This window comes from Kitasatospora sp. NPDC050463 (assembly GCF_040655255.1).
GTDB lineage: Bacteria > Actinomycetota > Actinomycetes > Streptomycetales > Streptomycetaceae > Kitasatospora.
Window position 1 is genome coordinate 29,286 of sequence record NZ_JBFAJO010000031.1, and the last position, 17,014, is coordinate 46,299.

16 protein-coding genes and 1 tRNA gene are annotated in these 17,014 nt (G+C 73.2%); 8 read left to right on the plus strand and 9 right to left on the minus strand.

Going from position 1 to position 17,014, the window contains the following annotated elements; translation table 11 throughout:
- Nucleotides 1–34 precede the first annotated feature (34 nt).
- Together AB0J08_RS20495 and AB0J08_RS20500 are read right to left on the minus strand one after the other, a co-directional pair.
- Nucleotides 35–1,696: an FAD-dependent oxidoreductase gene (locus AB0J08_RS20495; protein WP_360635805.1), complete on the minus strand. Its 1,662-nt coding sequence runs from the start codon at nt 1,694–1,696 to the stop codon at nt 35–37.
- A 124-nt stretch (nt 1,697–1,820) separates the two neighbouring features.
- The gene (locus tag AB0J08_RS20500) at nt 1,821–2,738 is read right to left on the minus strand and encodes a diiron oxygenase (RefSeq protein WP_360635808.1); all 918 of its coding nucleotides are present in this window, start codon (nt 2,736–2,738) and stop codon (nt 1,821–1,823) included.
- A 456-nt stretch (nt 2,739–3,194) separates the two neighbouring features.
- On the opposite strand from AB0J08_RS20500, the gene AB0J08_RS20505 reads away from it, so the two are divergent.
- The 5 genes from AB0J08_RS20505 (at nt 3,195) to AB0J08_RS20525 (ending at nt 9,376) form a co-directional block, all read left to right on the plus strand.
- Nucleotides 3,195–5,609, plus strand: a complete 2,415-nt coding sequence (locus AB0J08_RS20505) for a SpoIIE family protein phosphatase (protein ID WP_360635811.1) — start codon at nt 3,195–3,197, stop codon at nt 5,607–5,609.
- Nucleotides 5,610–5,758: 149 nt separating this feature from the next.
- A complete protein-coding gene (locus AB0J08_RS20510) occupies nt 5,759–6,166 on the plus strand; it encodes a DUF3052 domain-containing protein (protein WP_360635814.1) in 408 nt (135 codons plus the stop codon).
- Between the two features lie 224 nt (nt 6,167–6,390).
- Nucleotides 6,391–6,864 (plus strand): carboxymuconolactone decarboxylase family protein, encoded by a 474-nt coding sequence (locus AB0J08_RS20515; protein ID WP_360635817.1) that lies wholly within the window; start codon nt 6,391–6,393, stop codon nt 6,862–6,864.
- Between the two features lie 168 nt (nt 6,865–7,032).
- Nucleotides 7,033–7,956: an RNA polymerase sigma-70 factor gene (locus AB0J08_RS20520; RefSeq protein ID WP_360635820.1), complete on the plus strand. Its 924-nt coding sequence runs from the start codon at nt 7,033–7,035 to the stop codon at nt 7,954–7,956.
- Nucleotides 7,957–8,020: 64 nt separating this feature from the next.
- The gene (locus AB0J08_RS20525) at nt 8,021–9,376 is read left to right on the plus strand and encodes a bifunctional folylpolyglutamate synthase/dihydrofolate synthase (protein ID WP_360635823.1); all 1,356 of its coding nucleotides are present in this window, start codon (nt 8,021–8,023) and stop codon (nt 9,374–9,376) included.
- A gap of 52 nt (nt 9,377–9,428) precedes the next feature.
- On the opposite strand, the gene AB0J08_RS20530 is transcribed toward AB0J08_RS20525, so the two are convergent.
- Complete coding sequence (locus tag AB0J08_RS20530) at nt 9,429–10,475, minus strand: Lrp/AsnC family transcriptional regulator (RefSeq protein ID WP_360635826.1); 1,047 nt, start codon at nt 10,473–10,475, stop codon at nt 9,429–9,431.
- Between the two features lie 150 nt (nt 10,476–10,625).
- On the opposite strand from AB0J08_RS20530, the gene AB0J08_RS20535 reads away from it, so the two are divergent.
- A complete protein-coding gene (locus AB0J08_RS20535; protein ID WP_360635829.1) occupies nt 10,626–11,810 on the plus strand; it encodes a M20 family metallopeptidase in 1,185 nt (394 codons plus the stop codon).
- A 32-nt stretch (nt 11,811–11,842) separates the two neighbouring features.
- Complete coding sequence (locus AB0J08_RS20540) at nt 11,843–12,169, plus strand: nuclear transport factor 2 family protein (RefSeq protein ID WP_360635832.1); 327 nt, start codon at nt 11,843–11,845, stop codon at nt 12,167–12,169.
- A gap of 110 nt (nt 12,170–12,279) precedes the next feature.
- Here the strand turns inward: AB0J08_RS20540 and AB0J08_RS20545 are convergent, their stop codons facing one another.
- From AB0J08_RS20545 to AB0J08_RS20565, 5 genes are all read right to left on the minus strand, one after another.
- Entirely contained in the window at nt 12,280–12,687 is a 408-nt protein-coding gene (locus AB0J08_RS20545; protein ID WP_360635835.1) for a hypothetical protein, read from the minus strand.
- 263 nt (nt 12,688–12,950) lie between these two features.
- Nucleotides 12,951–13,034, minus strand: a tRNA-Leu gene (locus AB0J08_RS20550).
- A 72-nt stretch (nt 13,035–13,106) separates the two neighbouring features.
- A complete protein-coding gene (locus AB0J08_RS20555; protein WP_360635838.1) occupies nt 13,107–14,435 on the minus strand; it encodes a hypothetical protein in 1,329 nt (442 codons plus the stop codon).
- A 147-nt stretch (nt 14,436–14,582) separates the two neighbouring features.
- Entirely contained in the window at nt 14,583–14,714 is a 132-nt protein-coding gene (locus AB0J08_RS20560) for a DUF397 domain-containing protein (RefSeq protein WP_360635841.1), read from the minus strand.
- On the minus strand, nt 14,677–15,576 hold the full coding sequence (locus AB0J08_RS20565) for a helix-turn-helix transcriptional regulator (RefSeq protein ID WP_360635844.1): 900 nt from the start codon (nt 15,574–15,576) through the stop codon (nt 14,677–14,679). The genes AB0J08_RS20560 and AB0J08_RS20565 overlap by 38 nt, the downstream gene beginning before the upstream one ends.
- Nucleotides 15,577–15,797: 221 nt before the next feature.
- Here AB0J08_RS20565 and AB0J08_RS20570 point away from each other — a divergent pair, with 221 nt between their 5' ends.
- A complete protein-coding gene (locus AB0J08_RS20570; RefSeq protein ID WP_360635847.1) occupies nt 15,798–16,289 on the plus strand; it encodes an ATP-binding protein in 492 nt (163 codons plus the stop codon).
- Between the two features lie 183 nt (nt 16,290–16,472).
- On the opposite strand, the gene AB0J08_RS20575 is transcribed toward AB0J08_RS20570, so the two are convergent.
- Entirely contained in the window at nt 16,473–16,967 is a 495-nt protein-coding gene (locus AB0J08_RS20575) for a cupin domain-containing protein (protein ID WP_360635850.1), read from the minus strand.
- Between the last annotated feature and the right edge of the window lie 47 nt (nt 16,968–17,014).

Consider the following 17,014-nt stretch of genomic DNA (forward strand, 5'->3'; position numbering starts at 1 on the left):
GCTTCCGCTCGCCGGCCGGCCGCGCGCGGGGCGGTCAGCGGCGGCCGGCGGCCAGCAGGGCGGGAAGGGTGGCGAGTTTGACCCGGGGGCGGCCGGCGGCCGCGCCGAGGGCGCGCTCGGCGCGGTCGATGGCCCGCAGCTGCCTCAGCCCGACCGCGTCCGGCCGCCGGCTGCGAACCAGCCGGGCCAACTCCCGGCGGGTACCGGCCGGATCGGACAGCGCACCGGCGGCGGCGTCGTCCAGCAGGGCGCCCAGGGTCTCCTGGGCGCAGGCCCGGTTGGCACCGATCCCGCCGGACGGGCCGCGCTTGGCCCAGCCCACCACGTACGTACCGGCCAGCGGCCGGCCGGACTCCGGATCGATCACCCGGCCGCCCCGGTGCGGAACGGCCGCGGCCGCCGCATCGAACGGCAGACCGGGCACCGGCACGCCCCGGTAGCCGATGGACCGCACCACCAGGCCGGCGCGGATGACGCCCTGCTCACCGGTGGGTTCGGCCCGCGGCCCGTCGGGGCCGTCCGCGAGGGCCGTCCCGCCGATCCGGACGCCCTCGACGCGGCCCGCGCCGAGCAGTTCGGTGGGCGCGGCGAAGAAGCGCAGGACGATCCGCCGGCCGGGGCGCGGCGGGTCGCCGCCGTCGATGCTCTCCAACGGCAACCCGGCGAGCAGCGCGGCCTTGGAGCCGGGCGGCGCGTCGGCGACGGCGGCGCGGACCTCGGGGTGGTCCGCGACGACGAGTTCGACGCCGGGCAGGTGCCGGAGGGCGAGGAACTCGGGCCGCGTCCAGGCCGCCTGTTCGGGCCCCCGGCGGGCGAGCAGCACCACTTCGCGCACCCGGCTGTTCCGCAGGGCCGCGAGGGCGTGGTCGGCGATGTCGGTCGCGGCGAGCCGGTCCGGGTCCAGCAGCAGGATCCGGGCGACGTCCACGGCGACGTTGCCGTTGCCGACCACGACGACCCGCTCGGCGGAGAGGTCGACGGCCTCGGCGGGAACGGTCGGGTCGGCATTGTACCAGCCGACGAAGGTGGTGGCGGGCAGGCTGCCGGGGAGGTCCTCGCCGGGCAGGCCGAGCCGGCGATCGGTGGCGGCACCGACCGCGTAGACGACGGCGTGGTGGTGGGCGGCCAGTTCGGCGTGGGTGAGGTCCCTGCCGATCTCGACGTTGAGGTGGACCCGCAGGCGGGGGTGGTGGAACACGCTCGCGAAGCTCTCGGCGATCCGCTTGGTCGACTGGTGGTCGGGGGCGACGCCGTGCCGCAGCAGACCGCCGGCGACCGGCAGCCGGTCGATCATGGTGATCTCCGCGCCGGTGGTGCGCAGCAGCGACTGGGCGGTGTAGCTCGCCGACGGGCCGGTGCCGACGATGGCGATGCGCAGCGTCCCGAGGTCGTCCGGCAGGCTCCGGGGGAAGGTCGGCGCTCCCCAGCCGTGGTCGGTGGGGTGTTCCCGGTAGTAGTCGCGGTTGAGCTGCCCGAACACGGTGTCGGGGCCGGCGAGCCGGTCGACGGGGAAGACGGCGTCGACCGGGCAGGCGTCCGCGCAGGCGCCGCAGTCGATACAGGCGACCGGGTCGATGTAGAGCATGTCGGTGTGGCCGAACTCCGGCTCGTCCGGGGTGGGGTGGATGCAGTTGACCGGGCAGACGGACACGCACGAGGCGTCGTTGCAGCAGGTCTGGGTGATCGCGTAGGCCATGGCCGGGTGAGGTCCTCGCTGCGTGGGGGCGGTCGGGTCGCGCCGGGTCGGGGCGGGGCCGGGCGGGCACGCCGGGCCGGCGCGGGCCGGCTCAGTCACAGGCGCCGGGTCGGGGCGGGGCGGGTCAGATCATGTCGACGCGGCGGTAGACCGCCGTCGCGGAGCGGTTGAGCAGACCGTTCTCGGCGAGGAAGGCCATCAGGTGGCCGGAGCTGGTGCGCATCATCGCCTTGCGGTGCTGGTTGGCGCGCACCTCCGCCAGCGCCCGCTCGGTGTCGAGACCGGCGGCCGCGTACACGCCCCGGTGGACCATGCTGCTGACGATGACGAAGGCGGCCACCGCGACGCCGGTCCCGGCGGCCCGGCGGCGGGCGCGCCCCGCGCCGCGCAGCCGCTCGCGGATCTCCTGGCGGGCGAACTTCATGTGCCGCGATTCCTCGACGACATGGATCCGGGACGTACCGCGCACGATGTCCAGGACGTTCTCGCCGCGCATCCAGTCGCGCTGCATGACGTCGAGCACCTCCTCGGCCACCAGGATTCCCCCGTAGGCGAGTTCGCCCTTGGCGGTGGCCTTGAAGAGGCGGCCGGCCTGGGCGATCGCCGCGGCCGGCCGGTACTGCGGGACGCCCATCTTCTCGCAGGCGCGCGCGAACATGATCGAGTGCCGGCACTCGTCGGCGATCTCGGTGAGGGCGAAGCGGAACTCGGCGCTGGCCGGGTTCTTCAGGTACTGGTCGCGCAGCACCATCTGCTGCAGGATCATCTCGAACCAGATGCCGGTGGTCATGATCGAGCAGACCTCGTGCCGGGTGAGGGTGACCCGCTGCTCCTCGGTCATCTCGTCCCACAGCCGGGTGCCGTAGAGCGTGCTCCACTCCGGGTTGAGCCCGTAGCCGTCCGCCGGGAGCGGTGCATCCCAGTCGATCTCGGTCGCCGGGTCGTAGGAGAGGGTGGCGGCCGAGTCGAGCAGCCGCTTCGAGACGTCGTCGTCGGCCGAGGTGTGGCCGTGGATTCCGGTCGCCGTGCCGAAGTGAGCCATGGCTGCCTCCAGGTGCGTGCCCCGCGCGGGGTTCCCGCCCGCCCCGCTTATTAGACGGAGCGTACAATAAGAGCCCCGGCGCGAGAAGCCCTCGCGCGCCGGCCCCCGACCGGGCTCCGCCGGCCCGCCCCGATGCCGCCCCCGGGGCGGCGGCCCGGCCCATGCGGCGGCCCGGCCCAGGCGGCGGCCCACGCGGGGGCCCACGCGTCGGCCCGGACCGGCAGCCGACCGTGACTGGCGGCCACGCCCCCCGGGGGGATGATGGAGACGCCCGGGCCGCACAGCAGAGGCACGGATCGGCCTGCTCGCGGCCGGGAGGAGAGGAGCGGACCGGATGAGCACGGCGGCCCACCTCTCCCTCGGCGCCCGGCGGACACGGCGGCGTCCGGAACGGACGGGACCGCCCGTCACCCGGGTGGCGGCACGAGACGGCACGACACATCCGAGGTGCGCCCCATGGACAGCCGGCCCCCCTTCGTCGACAGCGCGGCCGGTGCCCTGCTGGACGCGGACGGCAGGATCGTCCGCTGGACCCGGGAGGCCGAGCGGCTGCTGGCCCGGCCCGCGCACGAGGTCTGCGGCCGACCGGCCCGTGAGCTGCTGGCCGACCCCGCCGCCTGGGCCTCCCTGCTGGCCGAGCACCGGGCGGGGCGTGCGGCGGAGCGGTCCTCGGAGACCTGGTCGGGCACGGCGCTGGTGCGCTCCGGCCGGGGCGAGGAGCTGGGAATCGTCTTCCAGGTGCTCCCGCTGGAGGACTCCGGCCCCGGGGAGCCACCCGGAGCCGCCCGGTACTTCGTCCTCGCCGCTCCCGCCGGGCTGGCCGCCCAGTGGCGGCAGGACCAGGCGTTCACCCGCGAGCTGTTCCTGCAGGACCGGGTGGGCCTCGCCGTGTTCGACGACCGGCTGCGGCTGGTCAGGACCAACACCCATCTGCTCCCCTACACCGGTCTCCCCCCGGACCTGACCGGTCGGCGCCTCGGGGACTTCCTCCAGGCCGAGGACGCGGAGGCGGTCGAGCGGCACCTGCGCGAGGTGCTGCGGACGGGCCGGCCGCTGGTGCTGTCGAGCGAGCTGGTGCGGACGATCGAGTCTCCGCGCGGCGGTGCGGCGATGGCGATCTCGGCCTTCCGGTTGCAGGCCACCGACGGGCAGGTGATCGGCGTGACGGCGCTGTTCACCGATGTCACGGAACTCCACCGCTCCGGCGAGCGCCTGGCCGTGCTCCACCGCGCGACCGCGGCCGTCGGCGGATCGCTCTCCGTCACCGGTACCGCCGAGGATCTCGCCGCCGTCCTCGCGCCCGGGCTGGCCGACCTGGCCGTGGTCGAGGTCGCCGAGGCGGTGTTCACCGGCGAGGAACCGGCACCCGGCCGGGACGGACGCCTGCTGCTCCGCCGCACCGCCGTCACCGGGGACGCGGACCTGCTGGGCGACGCGGGTCCGGAGGCGGACGCGGACACGGAGGCGGCGGCCGCGGACACGAGGGCGGTGGCGTTCGACACCGAGGGCTCACCGACCACCGCCGGCGGGGCGGCCGAGCAACCCGGCGCCGCCCCGACCGCCACCAGGATGACCGCGCCGCTGCGCGCCCGGGGCAGCCTGCTCGGCCGGGTGACCGTCCACCGCGCCGCCCACCGGCTCGCCTACGAGCCGGCCGATCTGGACCTGCTGCACGAGATCGCCGCCCGCGCCGCCCTCGCCCTGGACAACGCCCGCCGCTACACCCGCGAGCACCGCGCCGCGGTCAGCCTCCAGCGCAGCCTGCTGCCGCCCGCGCAGACCGAGACCGCCGCCGTGACCACCGCCAGCGTCTACCTGCCGACCGACACCGCCAGCGGCGTCGGCGGCGACTGGTTCGACGTGATCCCGCTCTCCTCGGCCCGCGTCGCGCTGGTCGCCGGGGACGTGGTCGGCCGCGGACTGGAGGCCAGCGCCACCATGGGCCGGCTGCGCACCGCCGTCCGCACCCTCGCCGACCTCGATCTGGCGCCCGACGAGCTGCTGGTCCACCTCGACGACCTGGTCTGCCAGTTGCTCGTCGAGGCCGGGAAGCCGGGGGACGACGGCGACCGGCCCGCCGGCCACCGGACCGGCCCGCTGGGCGCCACCTGCGTCTACGCCGTCTACGACCCGGTCTCGCGGCGGTGCGCGATGGCCTCCGCCGGTCACCCGCCACCCGCCGTCGCCGCCCCGGACGGCACCGTCGAGTACGTCCCGGTGCGCCCGGGCCCGCCGCTGGGCGTCGGCGGCCTGCCCTTCGAGGTGACGGAGGTCGAGCTGGCTCCCGGCAGCGTGCTGGCGCTCTACACCGACGGGCTGATCCGGGGGTACGGGGGCGACCTCGACGAGGGTCTCGCCGAGTTGCGCGGCCGGCTGGCCCGCCCCGGCACCGCCACCGCGCCGCTGCGGGAGCTCGGCCGGGAGATCGTCGTCGGCCACCCGGCGCACCGTCTCGCCGACGACGTCACCCTGCTGCTCGCCCGCACCCGCGCGGTGCCGCCCGACGCCACCGCCACCTTCTCGCTGGAGGCCGACCCGGCCGCCGTCGCAGGGGTGCGGGAGAAGGCGACGGCCCACCTGCGCGCCTGGAAGCTGGAGGAGCTGGCCTTCACCACGGAACTCGTGCTGAGCGAGCTGGTCACCAACGCCATCCGCTACGCCGGCGGCCCGGTCCAGGTGCGGCTGATCCGCGCGGAGCGGCTGACCTGCGAGGTCTCCGACCCCAGTGCCACCCAGCCGCGGATGCGCCGGGCCCGCCTCACCGACGAGGGCGGCCGCGGCCTGTACCTGGTCGCCCAGCTCACCGGCCGCTGGGGCAGCCGCTACACCCGCAACGGCAAGACCATCTGGGCCGAACAGGACCTGCCGTAGACGCCGTCGCCGTCGGCCCGGCCGGACACCCTGACACCGCCCGCCGACCGCCACGTCGGCCCGGCGCGCCACCTGCGCCCGGACACGCTCCGTGTCTGATTGGCTACCTGAGGGCGCGACAGGCGCGGCCCGTGGCACCGGAGGCAACGATGAGCACAGAAGAGCGGACCAACCCCGCGGCCCGGCTGGGCTTCCAGCCCGGCCAGGTCGTCCAGGAGATCGGCTACGACGACGACACCGACCTGGAACTCCGCGAGGCGATCGAGGAGATCACCGGCCAGGACCTCGTGAACGAGGACTACGACGACGTCGCCGACGCCGTCCTGCTCTGGTTCCGCGAGGACGACGGCGACCTGACCGACGCACTGGTCGATGCCGTCGGGATGCTGGAGGACGGCGGCGTGATCTGGCTCCTCGTCCCCAAGACCGGACGGGACGGGTACATCGAACCCGGCGAGGTCGCCGAGGCCGCGCAGACCGCCGGCCTCTCCCAGGCGAAGTCCATCAGCGCCGCCAAGGACTGGTCCGGCGCCCGCCTGGTCGCCCCCGCCCGGTAGTCGCACGGGCGCACGGCCCGGGCCCGCCCCGAGTCCGCCCCTCCCGGTCGCCGGCTCGCGCGAGCCGGCGACCGGGAGAAGCGGGCCGGGGAGAAGCGGGCCGGGAGAAGCGGGGCCGGGGAACGCAGGCCGGGGAGACGCAGGTCACATTCCTCCGTGTCACAGGGCGGCGGGCCATCCCGTCTCAGGCGGTGAAGGCAGCGACGACGACGGAGGAGCACCCCATGGACGCGCGACTGAACCTCTTCACCGACCCGACCGCCGGCAAGGCCATGAAGCACCTCATGACGGTGGGCAGGGTGATCAAGGAGTCCCCGCTGCCGGCCGCGACGCAGGAGCTGGTGGCGCTGCGCGTGAGCCAGATCAACGGCTGCGCCGCCTGCATCGACATGCACGGCAAGGAGGCCGCCGCCGCCGGCGAGACCTCGGTACGGCTCAACCTGGTGGCGGCGTGGCGGGAGGCCACCGTCTTCACCGAGGCCGAGCGTGCCGCGCTGGAACTGGCGGAGGAGGGCACCCGGGTCGCGGACGCGGCCGGCGGGGTCCGCGACGAGGTGTGGGCGCGTGCCGCCGGGCACTACGACGAGGAGCAGCTCGGCGCCCTGACGATCCTGATCTCACTCATGAACCTGGCCAACCGGCTCAACGTCATCACCCGGCAGCCGGCCGGCGGTTACGAGGTCGGGCAGTTCCACTGAGCCGCCAAAGCCACCAGGGCCGCCAAAGCCACCAGGAGCGCGACAGCCGCCGGCCCGGGCTCCGGGGTACCTCCCCGGGGCCCACCGGCAGTCACGGATGATCACGGGAAGCAGCCCGCACCGGCGAGAACGGCCGGGCGGGAGGACGTCAGGGGAAGGGGATCCGTCGTGAGCGAGGTCGAGGAGTTCGAGGAGCTGCGGCCGCTGCTGTTCTCGATCGCGTACCGCGTGCTGGGCAGTGTGAGCGAGGCCGAGGACGCGGTGCAGGAGACCTGGCTGCGCTTCGACCGCTCGGCGACCCGGCCCACGTCGACCAAGGCGTTCCTGTCGGCCACGGTGACGCGGATCTCGATCGACGTGCTGCGCTCCGCCCGGGTGCGCCGGGAGGCGTACGTGGGTCCCTGGTTCCCCGAGCCGCTGCTGGACGATCCCTACCAGGACCCGGCACGGGCGGCGGAGCTGGCCGACTCGGTGTCGATGGCGGCCCTGGTGCTGCTGGAGCGGCTCAGCCCGCTGGAGCGGGCGGTGTTCGTGCTGCGGGAGGTCTTCGGCTACGGGTTCGACGAGGTCGCCGCGACGGTGGAGCGGTCGGAGGCGGCCTGCCGGCAGCTGCTGGTCCGGGCGCGACGGCACATGGAGGCCGGGCGGCCGCGGTTCGCGGCGGTCCGCACGGAGCGGGAGGAGCTGTCGGCACGGTTCTTCGACGCCCTTCGCGAAGGCGACGTCGCCGGCCTGCAGGAACTGCTCGCCGCCGACGTGTCGATGGTCGGCGACGGCGGCGGCAAGACCCCGCAGCTGGCCAGGGCGGTCATGGGCGCCGGGAACGTGGCCCGACTGCTCGCCGCCGTATTCCCCGGACTGGCCCTGATCGACGTGACGTTCGAGCCGCACGAGGTCAACGGGCAGCCGGGCGCGATCTTCCGCGACCGGGACGGCAAGGTGCTCCAGGCCATGGCGCTCGACGTGCTCGACGGGCAGATCCAGGCGATCCGACTGGTGCTCAATCCCGACAAGCTGGGGCACATGGGCCAGGTGGCGGACGCCCGGGCCGTCCACCACGAGCTCCGGCGGGCACGCCGCCCCGCGCGGTAGCCGGGACAGTCGAACGTTTCCCCTTCGCACCGGACCTGACGGCCCGTTGGGGCATCATCGTGGGATGGACTACCAGGACTGCGTCGACCTCCTCGCCGAGCTGCACGGGAAGGTCGACCTGCCGCTCCGGGAGGCACGGCAGGCGAATCTCCCCCGGCTGCTGGGGGCGCTGGGGCATCCCGAGCACGGGTTGCGCGGGATGCTGGTGGTAGGCACGAACGGCAAGGGGTCGACCTGCGCGTTCGCGGTGTCGGCGGTGGCCGCCACCGGCGCACGGGCGGGCAGCATGCCCAGCCCGCACCTTCAGGAGCCCCGGGAGCGGATCCGGGTCGACGGGGTCCCCGTCACCCGCGCCGAGTACGCCGCGGCGTTCGCCGAGGTGTACCGGGCCGCCGACCGGTACGACCTGCCCGTCATGGCCGCCGGCCTCTACGCGGCGACCGCCGCCGTGCACTTCCGACGTGCGGGCGTCCGCCTGGCGGTGGCCGAGGCGAACGTCGGCGGGAGCAGGGCCGCGGCCGGGGAGCTCGGCATGGACGTGAAGGTCGTCACCGGCATCGGACTCGACCACGTCGGGCTGCTCGGGGACACCCTGGCGGAGATCACCCGGGCCAAGGTCGAAGCCGTGCGGGACGGCGACCACGTGGTCCTGGGCCGGCTCGCCCCCGAGGCGGCCGCTGCCGCGGGCCGGGTCCTCGACGAGCGGACCGGGGTGTCCGTGTGGCGCATGGATCGCGAGATCCGCTACACCGCCCGTACCGCCGCCGGCTCGGACGGCCGCGGTCCGAGGACCCTGGTCGACGTCGCCACTCCCCGCGCGGTGCACCGCGACCTGCCCTGCCCGCTGCCCGGTGCGCACCAGCACCACAACCTCGCCCTCGCCGTCGCCGCGGTGGACGCCATGGTCGAACGCGGCCACGTCCGCGCGCCGGAGAGCGAACCGCTCCGTACCCGACTGGCCGCGACACGCTGGCCCGGCCGTCTCGAACTCGTCACCGACGCCCAGCTGGACGATTGGGCCGGTCGCGTCCTTCTCGACGGCGCCACCAACCCCCAGGGCGTCGCCACCGTCGCCCCGGAGATCCTTCGCCACGCCGGGGCCGACGCTCGCCCGGGGCGGCCGCCCGTCCTGGTCTTCTCCGCCTTCGAGCAGAAGGACGTCCACGGCATGCTGGCCCCGCTGCCGTCCCACTGGCCGCTGGTCCTCACCCGCACCGGCTCCCACGAGTGCGCCGACCCCGCCACCCTGCGCGGCCGCCTCGCTCCGACCGGCCGGGGGCCGTGCCTGACCGCCGAGGACACCCGCTCGGCGCTGCGGCGGGCCGGCGAACTCGCCGGGCCGGGCGGCCTGATCGTCGTCATCGGCTCGCTCCGCCTCGTCGGGGAGGCCCGCACCGAGCTCGCCCTCCCACCCGCCTGACCCGACCGGGCGGCCCGCCCCGCCCCCTCGCGGCGGCCGGCCCGAACGGCCGTCAGGAGACCGGGACCGGGTCTCGCCAGATGTCCATCGGAACGGCGCGGACCGCGCGTCCGTCCGCGTCGAGGATCCGGCCCATCCGCTTCACGGTGCGCAGCGACACCCGGCGCTCGGCTACCCGCAGGTCGGGGAACCTGCGGGCGAGCGCGGCCTCCAGGCGCTGGACGTCGGCGAGGGAGCGCTGCCAGACCGAGAGGACGAGGTTGTGCGAGCCGGTGACGGACACGCACAACCGGACCTCGGGGAGCCTGGCGAGCTGGGGGCCGACCTCGTCGAGCCGGTCCGGGGGGAGGTCGGCCCGGAAGGTCGCCAGGACCGGCCGGCCGGCGTCGCGGGCGGCGATCTCACAGCGGAAGCGGATCGCGTCGGAGGCGGCCAGCCGGTCGAGGCGGCGGCGCAGCGTCGACGGGCTGAGCCCGGTGGCGGCGGCCAGCCCGGCCTGGTCGAGGCGGCCGTCGACGCCCAGCCTGATGAGCAACTCCCTTTCTTCTTCGCGGACTTCGGCGCGCACTCCGGACGGTGCCCCGTTGGCCGCCGGGTGATCGTCGTGCAGCTCCACGCGCTGGGCGGGGTCCAGTGAGTCCAGTCGCCAGCGGATCCCCTCGGCGTAGAAGCCGGTCACCAGGTGGACGCGGACGGCGTTGACCCCGGGGAGCCGGCCGAGCCGTTCGGCGATGTACCGGGAGACCGTCGCCAGGTCGGTGAAGGCCGCGGTGACGACGAGGTCGCAGCCCTGGGAGAGGTGTTCGATGCTCATCACGTGCGGGTCCTCGGCCAGGTCGTCGGCGATCTGCCGGAGCCGGTCGGGGGCGCAGTCGAGGTCGAGGTAGGCGACGCAGCCGCGGTCCTCGGGGTGCGGCAGACCGTAGGCGGTCACCCAGGCGATCCCGGCCTCCGAGAGCCGTCGCCAGCGGCGGGCCGCGGTGACCGGGCTGATCCCGAGGGTCTGGCCGAGCAGTGACCAGGGTGCCCGGGGCCGCAGCTGCAGCGCGTTCACCAGGGCGAGGTCCAGCTCGTCCACCGTCACATCGGCGCCGGTCACCGGCAACGTCCGGTGGATTCGTTCATCGGAGGGCCTCCCCATGGCGTGATCCTGCGAAATCGCGGGAAAGTCCCGCCGCGAGAACCAGAATCACGGAACGAGATCGCTCGGCACAACTTCCCGCCACACGCGGATTCGACGGAGGTACCCGTGTCCCTGCACGACGATGCCCTCGGGCTGGCCCCGGACCTGGTCCGGCTCCGCCACGACCTTCACCGGTTCCCCGAGCTGGGCCTCGCCCTCCCGCGCACCCAGGAGCGGGTGCTGCAGTCCCTCGACGGCCTGCCGCTGGAGGTGAGCCAGGGCTCCGCGCTGAGTTCGGTCACCGCGGTGCTGCGCGGTGGGCGACCGGGGCCGGCGGTGCTGTTGCGCGCCGACATGGACGGTCTGCCGGTCACCGAGAAGGCCCCGCTGCCGTTCGCCGCCGACAACGGCGCGATGCACGCCTGCGGACACGATCTGCACACCACGATGCTCGCGGGCGCCGCACACCTGCTGGCCGCACGGCGGGAGCAGCTCCACGGCGACGTGGTCTTCATGTTCCAGCCCGGCGAGGAAGGGTGGGACGGCGCCGGAGCCATGCTCGCCGAGGGCGTGCTGGACGCGGCAGGCAGGCGCCCGGTCGCCGCGTACGCCCTGCACGTGGCATCGGCCATGCCGCACGGGGAGTTCAGCTCCCGGCGCGGGCCGATCCTCGCCGCCTCCGACTCGCTGAACGTCACCGTCCACGGTGCGGGTGGGCACGGCTCGGTACCGCACCGGGCCAAGGACCCCATCCCGGCGGCCTGCGAGATGGTCACCGCCCTGCAGACCATGGTGACCCGGCGCTTCGACGTGTTCGATCCGGTGGTGATCACCGTCGGGCTCCTCCAGGCCGGCACCCAGCGCAACATCATCCCCGAGACCGCCCACTTCGAGGCGACCATACGCACCTTCTCCGCCGAGGCGCGGGCCACGGTCGCCGACAACGTGGTGGAGCTGGTCCGGGCCCTCGCGGCCGCCCACGGCCTGCGAGCGGAGATCGAGTACCTTCCCGGGTACCCGGTGACCGTGACCGACGGGGCCGAGACCGACTTCCTGGCGGACACCGTCCGGGAGGTCTTCGGCGAGGAGCGCTTCCTGACGATGGCCAACCCGATGACCGGGGCCGAGGACTTCTCCCGGGTACTCGACGCCGTTCCGGGATCGTTCGCGTGGCTCGGTGCCGCCCCGAAGGGGACCGACCCCGACGACCTGCCGCTCAACCACTCGCCCTACGCGGAGTTCGACGACGCCGTGCTCCCCGACGGAGCCGCGCTCTACGCCGAACTCGCCACCCGCCGCCTCGCCGCCTGAACCCGCACGCCGAAGAAGGAACGATCAAGCACATGACCGAACCGCGCGACGTGGTCGAGCAGCAGCTCGCCGCCTACAACAGCCACGACATCGACGCCTTCGTCGCCACCTATGCCGAGGACGTCACGGTCCACCGGGCCGACGGCAGCCGGCTCCAGGGCCGGCGAGCCCTGCGTGACAGGTACGCCGGCCAATTCGCCGAGGGCCGCTGCCGGGCGGAGATCGTGGGGCGGCTCAGCGAAGGCGACCGGGTGGTCGACCACGAGGTCGCCCACGGCCTGGCCGAGGAGCCGGTCCGCGTCCTGGTGGCCTACCGGGTGCGCGAAGGCCTCATCGACCGCGTCGACTTCCTCGGCTGAACAGCCCGGACCCGTACCGGCCTCACGTGGGCCGAAGACCGAGTGGGGTCAACCGGCGGAACCTGCCGGCGGTCGGCTTCGTCCGAGCCCGGGCCGCCGCGGCGGCCCGGTCAGGCCGGGCCGGCGGCATCCGCGACCGGCGGCATGAAGACGGGCTGCTCACCCTCACCTGCCACCGGCGGCGGCACCGGCGGCATCGACGCCACCGGCGCCGCGAGTGCTCCGGCCAGCACCAGGCCGAGCCCGGTGAGGGAGAACGTCGCGCTGATCGCCATCTGCGCGCCGACCGACGCGGCGATCCCGAAGTCACGGTAGATGGCGTCCGAGCCCAGTCCCACAGTGAGGCCCAGGATCAGCGGCCCCAGCGCCGCGACCAAGCAACCGGCCATCGCCAGGCGGGCGTTGCGACCCCTGCGACGGATGAACACGGCGGCCACGACGGCCCCCGCCAGCGGTACGACGATCGAGATCACAGCGAAGATCAGACCGACAACGGCAACGCTCATCTGGTCGTTCACGAAACTCCGTTCGGGATGCGGGCACAGGGGGTCCGGACATACGGGACGCACGCCCGCGGATCCGCGCCCGGCGCGAAGATACCGGCCCGGCGCGGCGCGCGTACAACGGCCATAGCCCGGCGGCCTGGCAGGCGGTCGCCGCCGTCGACCCCGGGCCGGATCGCCACCGCCTCCCCGGGGCAGGGTCGCCCGGACAACGAAGAGGCCGGTCGGCCCGACTGAATGTCGGGCCGACCGGCCTCAAGTGGTCCGAAGACCGAGTGTGCGCGAGGGGGGAGTTGAACCCCCACGCCCTTTCGGGCACTGGAACCTGAATCCAGCGCGTCTGCCTATTCCGCCACCCGCGCATCTGGGTGATGAGGTAAATCGTAGCCCATTCGCGCGGGTGCTCCGAACCAGTTCGACAGGGACCGCCGAGGTCAGCGGGTGACGCGCTCGACGATCCAGTCGATGAGCGTGCCGGAGACGTGACTGTGCTCGGTGTTGTCGTCGTCGAAGGCGACCTCGTCCAGGTGGCCGCGCTCCAGGTCGGCGTCGGTGATGGAGAGGTTCACCTCGACGTCCCACTTCACCGGGTCGAAGTCCAGCGCCGCCGCACTGACGGACGGCACGAAGGCGCCGCTGCGGTGGTCCTCGGTGATCTTCGCCTTCAGCGCGTCCGCCACCTTGCCGAAGGAGTCCAGGGTGCCGCCGGGCGCCCCGTCCAGCGCCGGGACCTCGGTGGTGGAGCTACGGCGCACCTCAAGGCCGAGGTGCATGCCGCCGATCTTCTGCTGCTCGCCCTTCTCCGGCTGGAAGCGGGCCGTGGCACTGGCGATCAGGGCCTGCCAGTCGAAGGCGACCTCGCCCGCCGGCAGCGGACGGCCCACACCGTCGCGCCGGCCGTTGGAGACGCCGAGCTTGCGCGGGATCGCCGGGAAGTAGCCGAAACGCCGGAGGTCTTCCAGGAACTCCTTGCGCAGGGGGCTGGAGGTGGCGACCGGTCCCGAGTACTTGGAGTTCTCCACCCAGGCCCAGAGCAGCTGCTGCGCGGCAGGGCTGCGGATCAGCTCGGCCTGCTTGACCCCGTCCGGGCCGGCGGGGGTGAAGTCCTCGAAGAAGTAGGCCATCTGCTGGAGGACGAGCGGGATCCACGCGCCGTTGTGGGGCGAGTCGTAGGAGAGGTACGTCTCCGTCTGGTGGTCCATCTTCATGGTCTCCAGCTTGGCGAGCGCGAAACGGGTGATGATCCCGCCCATGCTCACCCCGCCGACGGTCAGCCGCTCGTCGCTCACCCGCTCGTCGATCACTCGCTGGATGGCGCTGATCGCGACCTCGGCGTTCGCCTGGATGTAGGTGTGCCGCTCCTCGAAGCCGAGCAGGACGATGTCGAAGCCCTGGCCGAGCAGCTGGTCGAAGAGGCCCTGCTTGCCGCCGTAGGGCTGGTTGAAGTACGCGAACAGCCCGGGGAGATCACTCGGGCCGTAGTTGAAGCCGTCCGCGAAGATGAACGGCCGACGCAGGCCGAACTTCGGGTTGGCGTAGTAGACGGCCGCCTTGCCCTGCGCGGACTGCCCCTTGTAGGGGGCGCCGGTCAGCTCCCAGGTCACGTCGGCCTGCCGCCCGCCCTCGCCGGCGAGCTCCAGCGCGGCGGAGAACCACACGTCGGGCGACAGCGTGGCGGCGAGCTCCGCCTTCTCCGCCGAACTGGGCTCCGCCTGGCCCTCCTTGAGGGTCAGCGCTACGTCGATCCGGGGTTCCTGTGCCATGACTACCGCCTCGGTCTAGTCGAACAGGGATCATGTGCGCACAGTCGGTGACCGTAACCGTTTGGTTACGCACCACACCAGCGAAACACGCAGAGTGATCGAAACTGTTCAGCCGGGGTCGACAGGTGACCGGAAGTGGCGGGCCGGTCAGGCGGGGAAGTCGCCGGCCTGAACGGCAGCGACGAAGGACTGCCAGGCGGAGGCGGGGAAGACCAGGGCCGGACCCTCGGGGTCCTTCGAGTCACGCACCGGCACGAGGCCGGGGAATCCGGGGGCCACCTCGATGCAGTCGCCGCCGTTCGTGCCGCTGTAGCTGCTCTTCCGCCAAGCGGCTGCGGCGAGCTCGCTCCTCGTCATGCCTGTACCCTTCCAGCGCATCGGAGATCAGTGCAAGCGAGTCACTCACCGGGAGAACCTCGCCGCGAAGCCGATCATAGGTGCGCTGGTGTCCGTTCACGATCGCCGGAACATCGCTCGGACAGCCTCGATCGAGGCTCTCCGAGTAGACCCAGTGCTGTCCGTCCGGCATATCCAGCAGCACCATGGACGTGTTGATGATCGTGCGGCGAGACGCGAACGGTGCCACCTGGACGACGACCGTCGGGAGCTGGGCGACACACAGCAGATGTTCCATCTGGCGCCACATCACCCTCGGCCCACCGACGACCGACCGAATGGCGCTCTCGTCGAGAATCGCAAGCAGCATCGGCCCGTTCGGGTCCTTGAAGCGCTCTTGCCTGGCCAACCGAGCCGCAATCCGCTCCTCCACGAGCCTGGGATTTCCGGCGGCATCCCCGGCTTCGAACATCGCCTTCGCATAGTCGCGACACTGCAGCAACCCATGCATGTAGCCGTACTGGAAGACCCGGACCGCGACCGCCTCGGCCTCCATGTCGGCGTGGTCCCGAAACCAGTCCGGGTGCTCGACTTCGGCCTCCCAGTCCACCCGATCCCACAGCCGCTTGAGCAGGCCGCCGGTATTCAGCACCCGGTCCGCGTCCTCCACCGAGTCGAGCGGCATGCGCCGCTTGCCACTCTCGTACCGGGTGATGTTCGTGCGGTTGCAGTGCAGGAGCTTCCCCAGCTCCTCCTGCGTGTAGTCGAGCATCTCCCGGTAGAAGCGCAGCTCCTCCCCGAACATGACGGCCGAACTCGCAGTCGGTCCCTGCTTCGCCCTCCGGTGTGACATGCCGTCTCCCCTCACGTGCCGGACGTGACCGGTACTCGGAATCGGCCGTCACCGTATCTCCACGCCACGATGATGGAGAGCGGAACGCGATGCTTTGCTCGCGCAGCGTGAGGCCATGCGCCCCGACCGCGAGCCGCTTCCACTCCCCCACCCGTCCCGGAGGTAGCCACGCCATGCCCGAGAACTGTGCTGTCCCTCGCCTCGCCCTCGCTGCCCGCCGGCCGCGTGAATTCGCCGCGCGGCTGGAATCCCGACTCGATTGCACCTCCCTGGCCCGGCAGATGCTGCGGGCGTATCTCGCCGGCATGTCGCACGGCGAACGGTTCGCGGACGTCGGCGAGTTGCTGCTCGGGGAGCTGTTCGCCAACGCCGTCCGGCACAGTGACGCGCCGCCGGACCGGCTGGTCGAGGTCCGGTTCGCGCTCATCTCCGACCGGCTGCGGATCGAGGTGCACGACGCGGGCAGCGGCCGCCCGAGCGTCCGCGTCTCCTCCACCGAGGACGAGCACGGCCGTGGCCTCTTCCTCGTCAACGAGCTTGCCGAACGCTGGGGTTGCTGCCCGCGTGCGGGCGGGATCGGCAAGTTCGTCTGGGTGCTGATCGCTCCCGCACCCGGACCCACCGCGCTCGCCTTCGGGCGGGCGCGGGACGTCGTGGCCGTCTGACGGCGGCGGCGACCCGGCGCATTCGCCGGTCGCTCCACAACGGTTTCCCCCCAACGTGGGGTTTGGCTCAACTCATCGGCCCGTGCGTGCCGATGTCCCATGCGGCACCAATCCCGGGCGGGGTGGCGGCGCTGAGGGCTGCCACCCCGTTCGCCGTCATCCGGCCTTCGGCTGCCGCGCCGGTCACTTGGCGGCTTCGAGGGTGGCGCGCCACAGCGGGCTGTCGACGTAGTGGTTGTCGTACTGCTCGGAGGAGTCCTTGATCTCCTGCGGGCTCGCCTCACCGCGCATCACCCGGCCGAGCAGGCGCAGGTAGTCGAAGCGGGGCATGCCGGGCGTGAAGACGAAGAGCACGTCGGCCTCGGAGCCGGGCGCGGCGGCGAAGGCGTGCGGGGTGTGCGGCGGGACGAGCAGGAAGTCGCCCGCGCCGAGGATCTCGACCTTGTCCTCGACCAGTACCTGCAACGAGCCGCCGATCACGAAGAACAGCTCGGAGGCCCGGGTGTGGAAGTGGGCCGGGGCGCCGACGGCCCCCTTGGCGAAGGACGAGCGGTAGCTGGTGATCGGGCTGCCGTCGGTGCCGCAGTCGGCGAGCAGGGTCATCACGCTGCTCGGGTCGCTGGTGGTCTCGGCAGCGGCGGCGCGGGTCAGAACCGGCTTCGGCGTGGCGGCGTTCATCGTGGTGACTCCCTGTTCGAGCGGCGGCCCCGGCCTCTCGCCGTGGG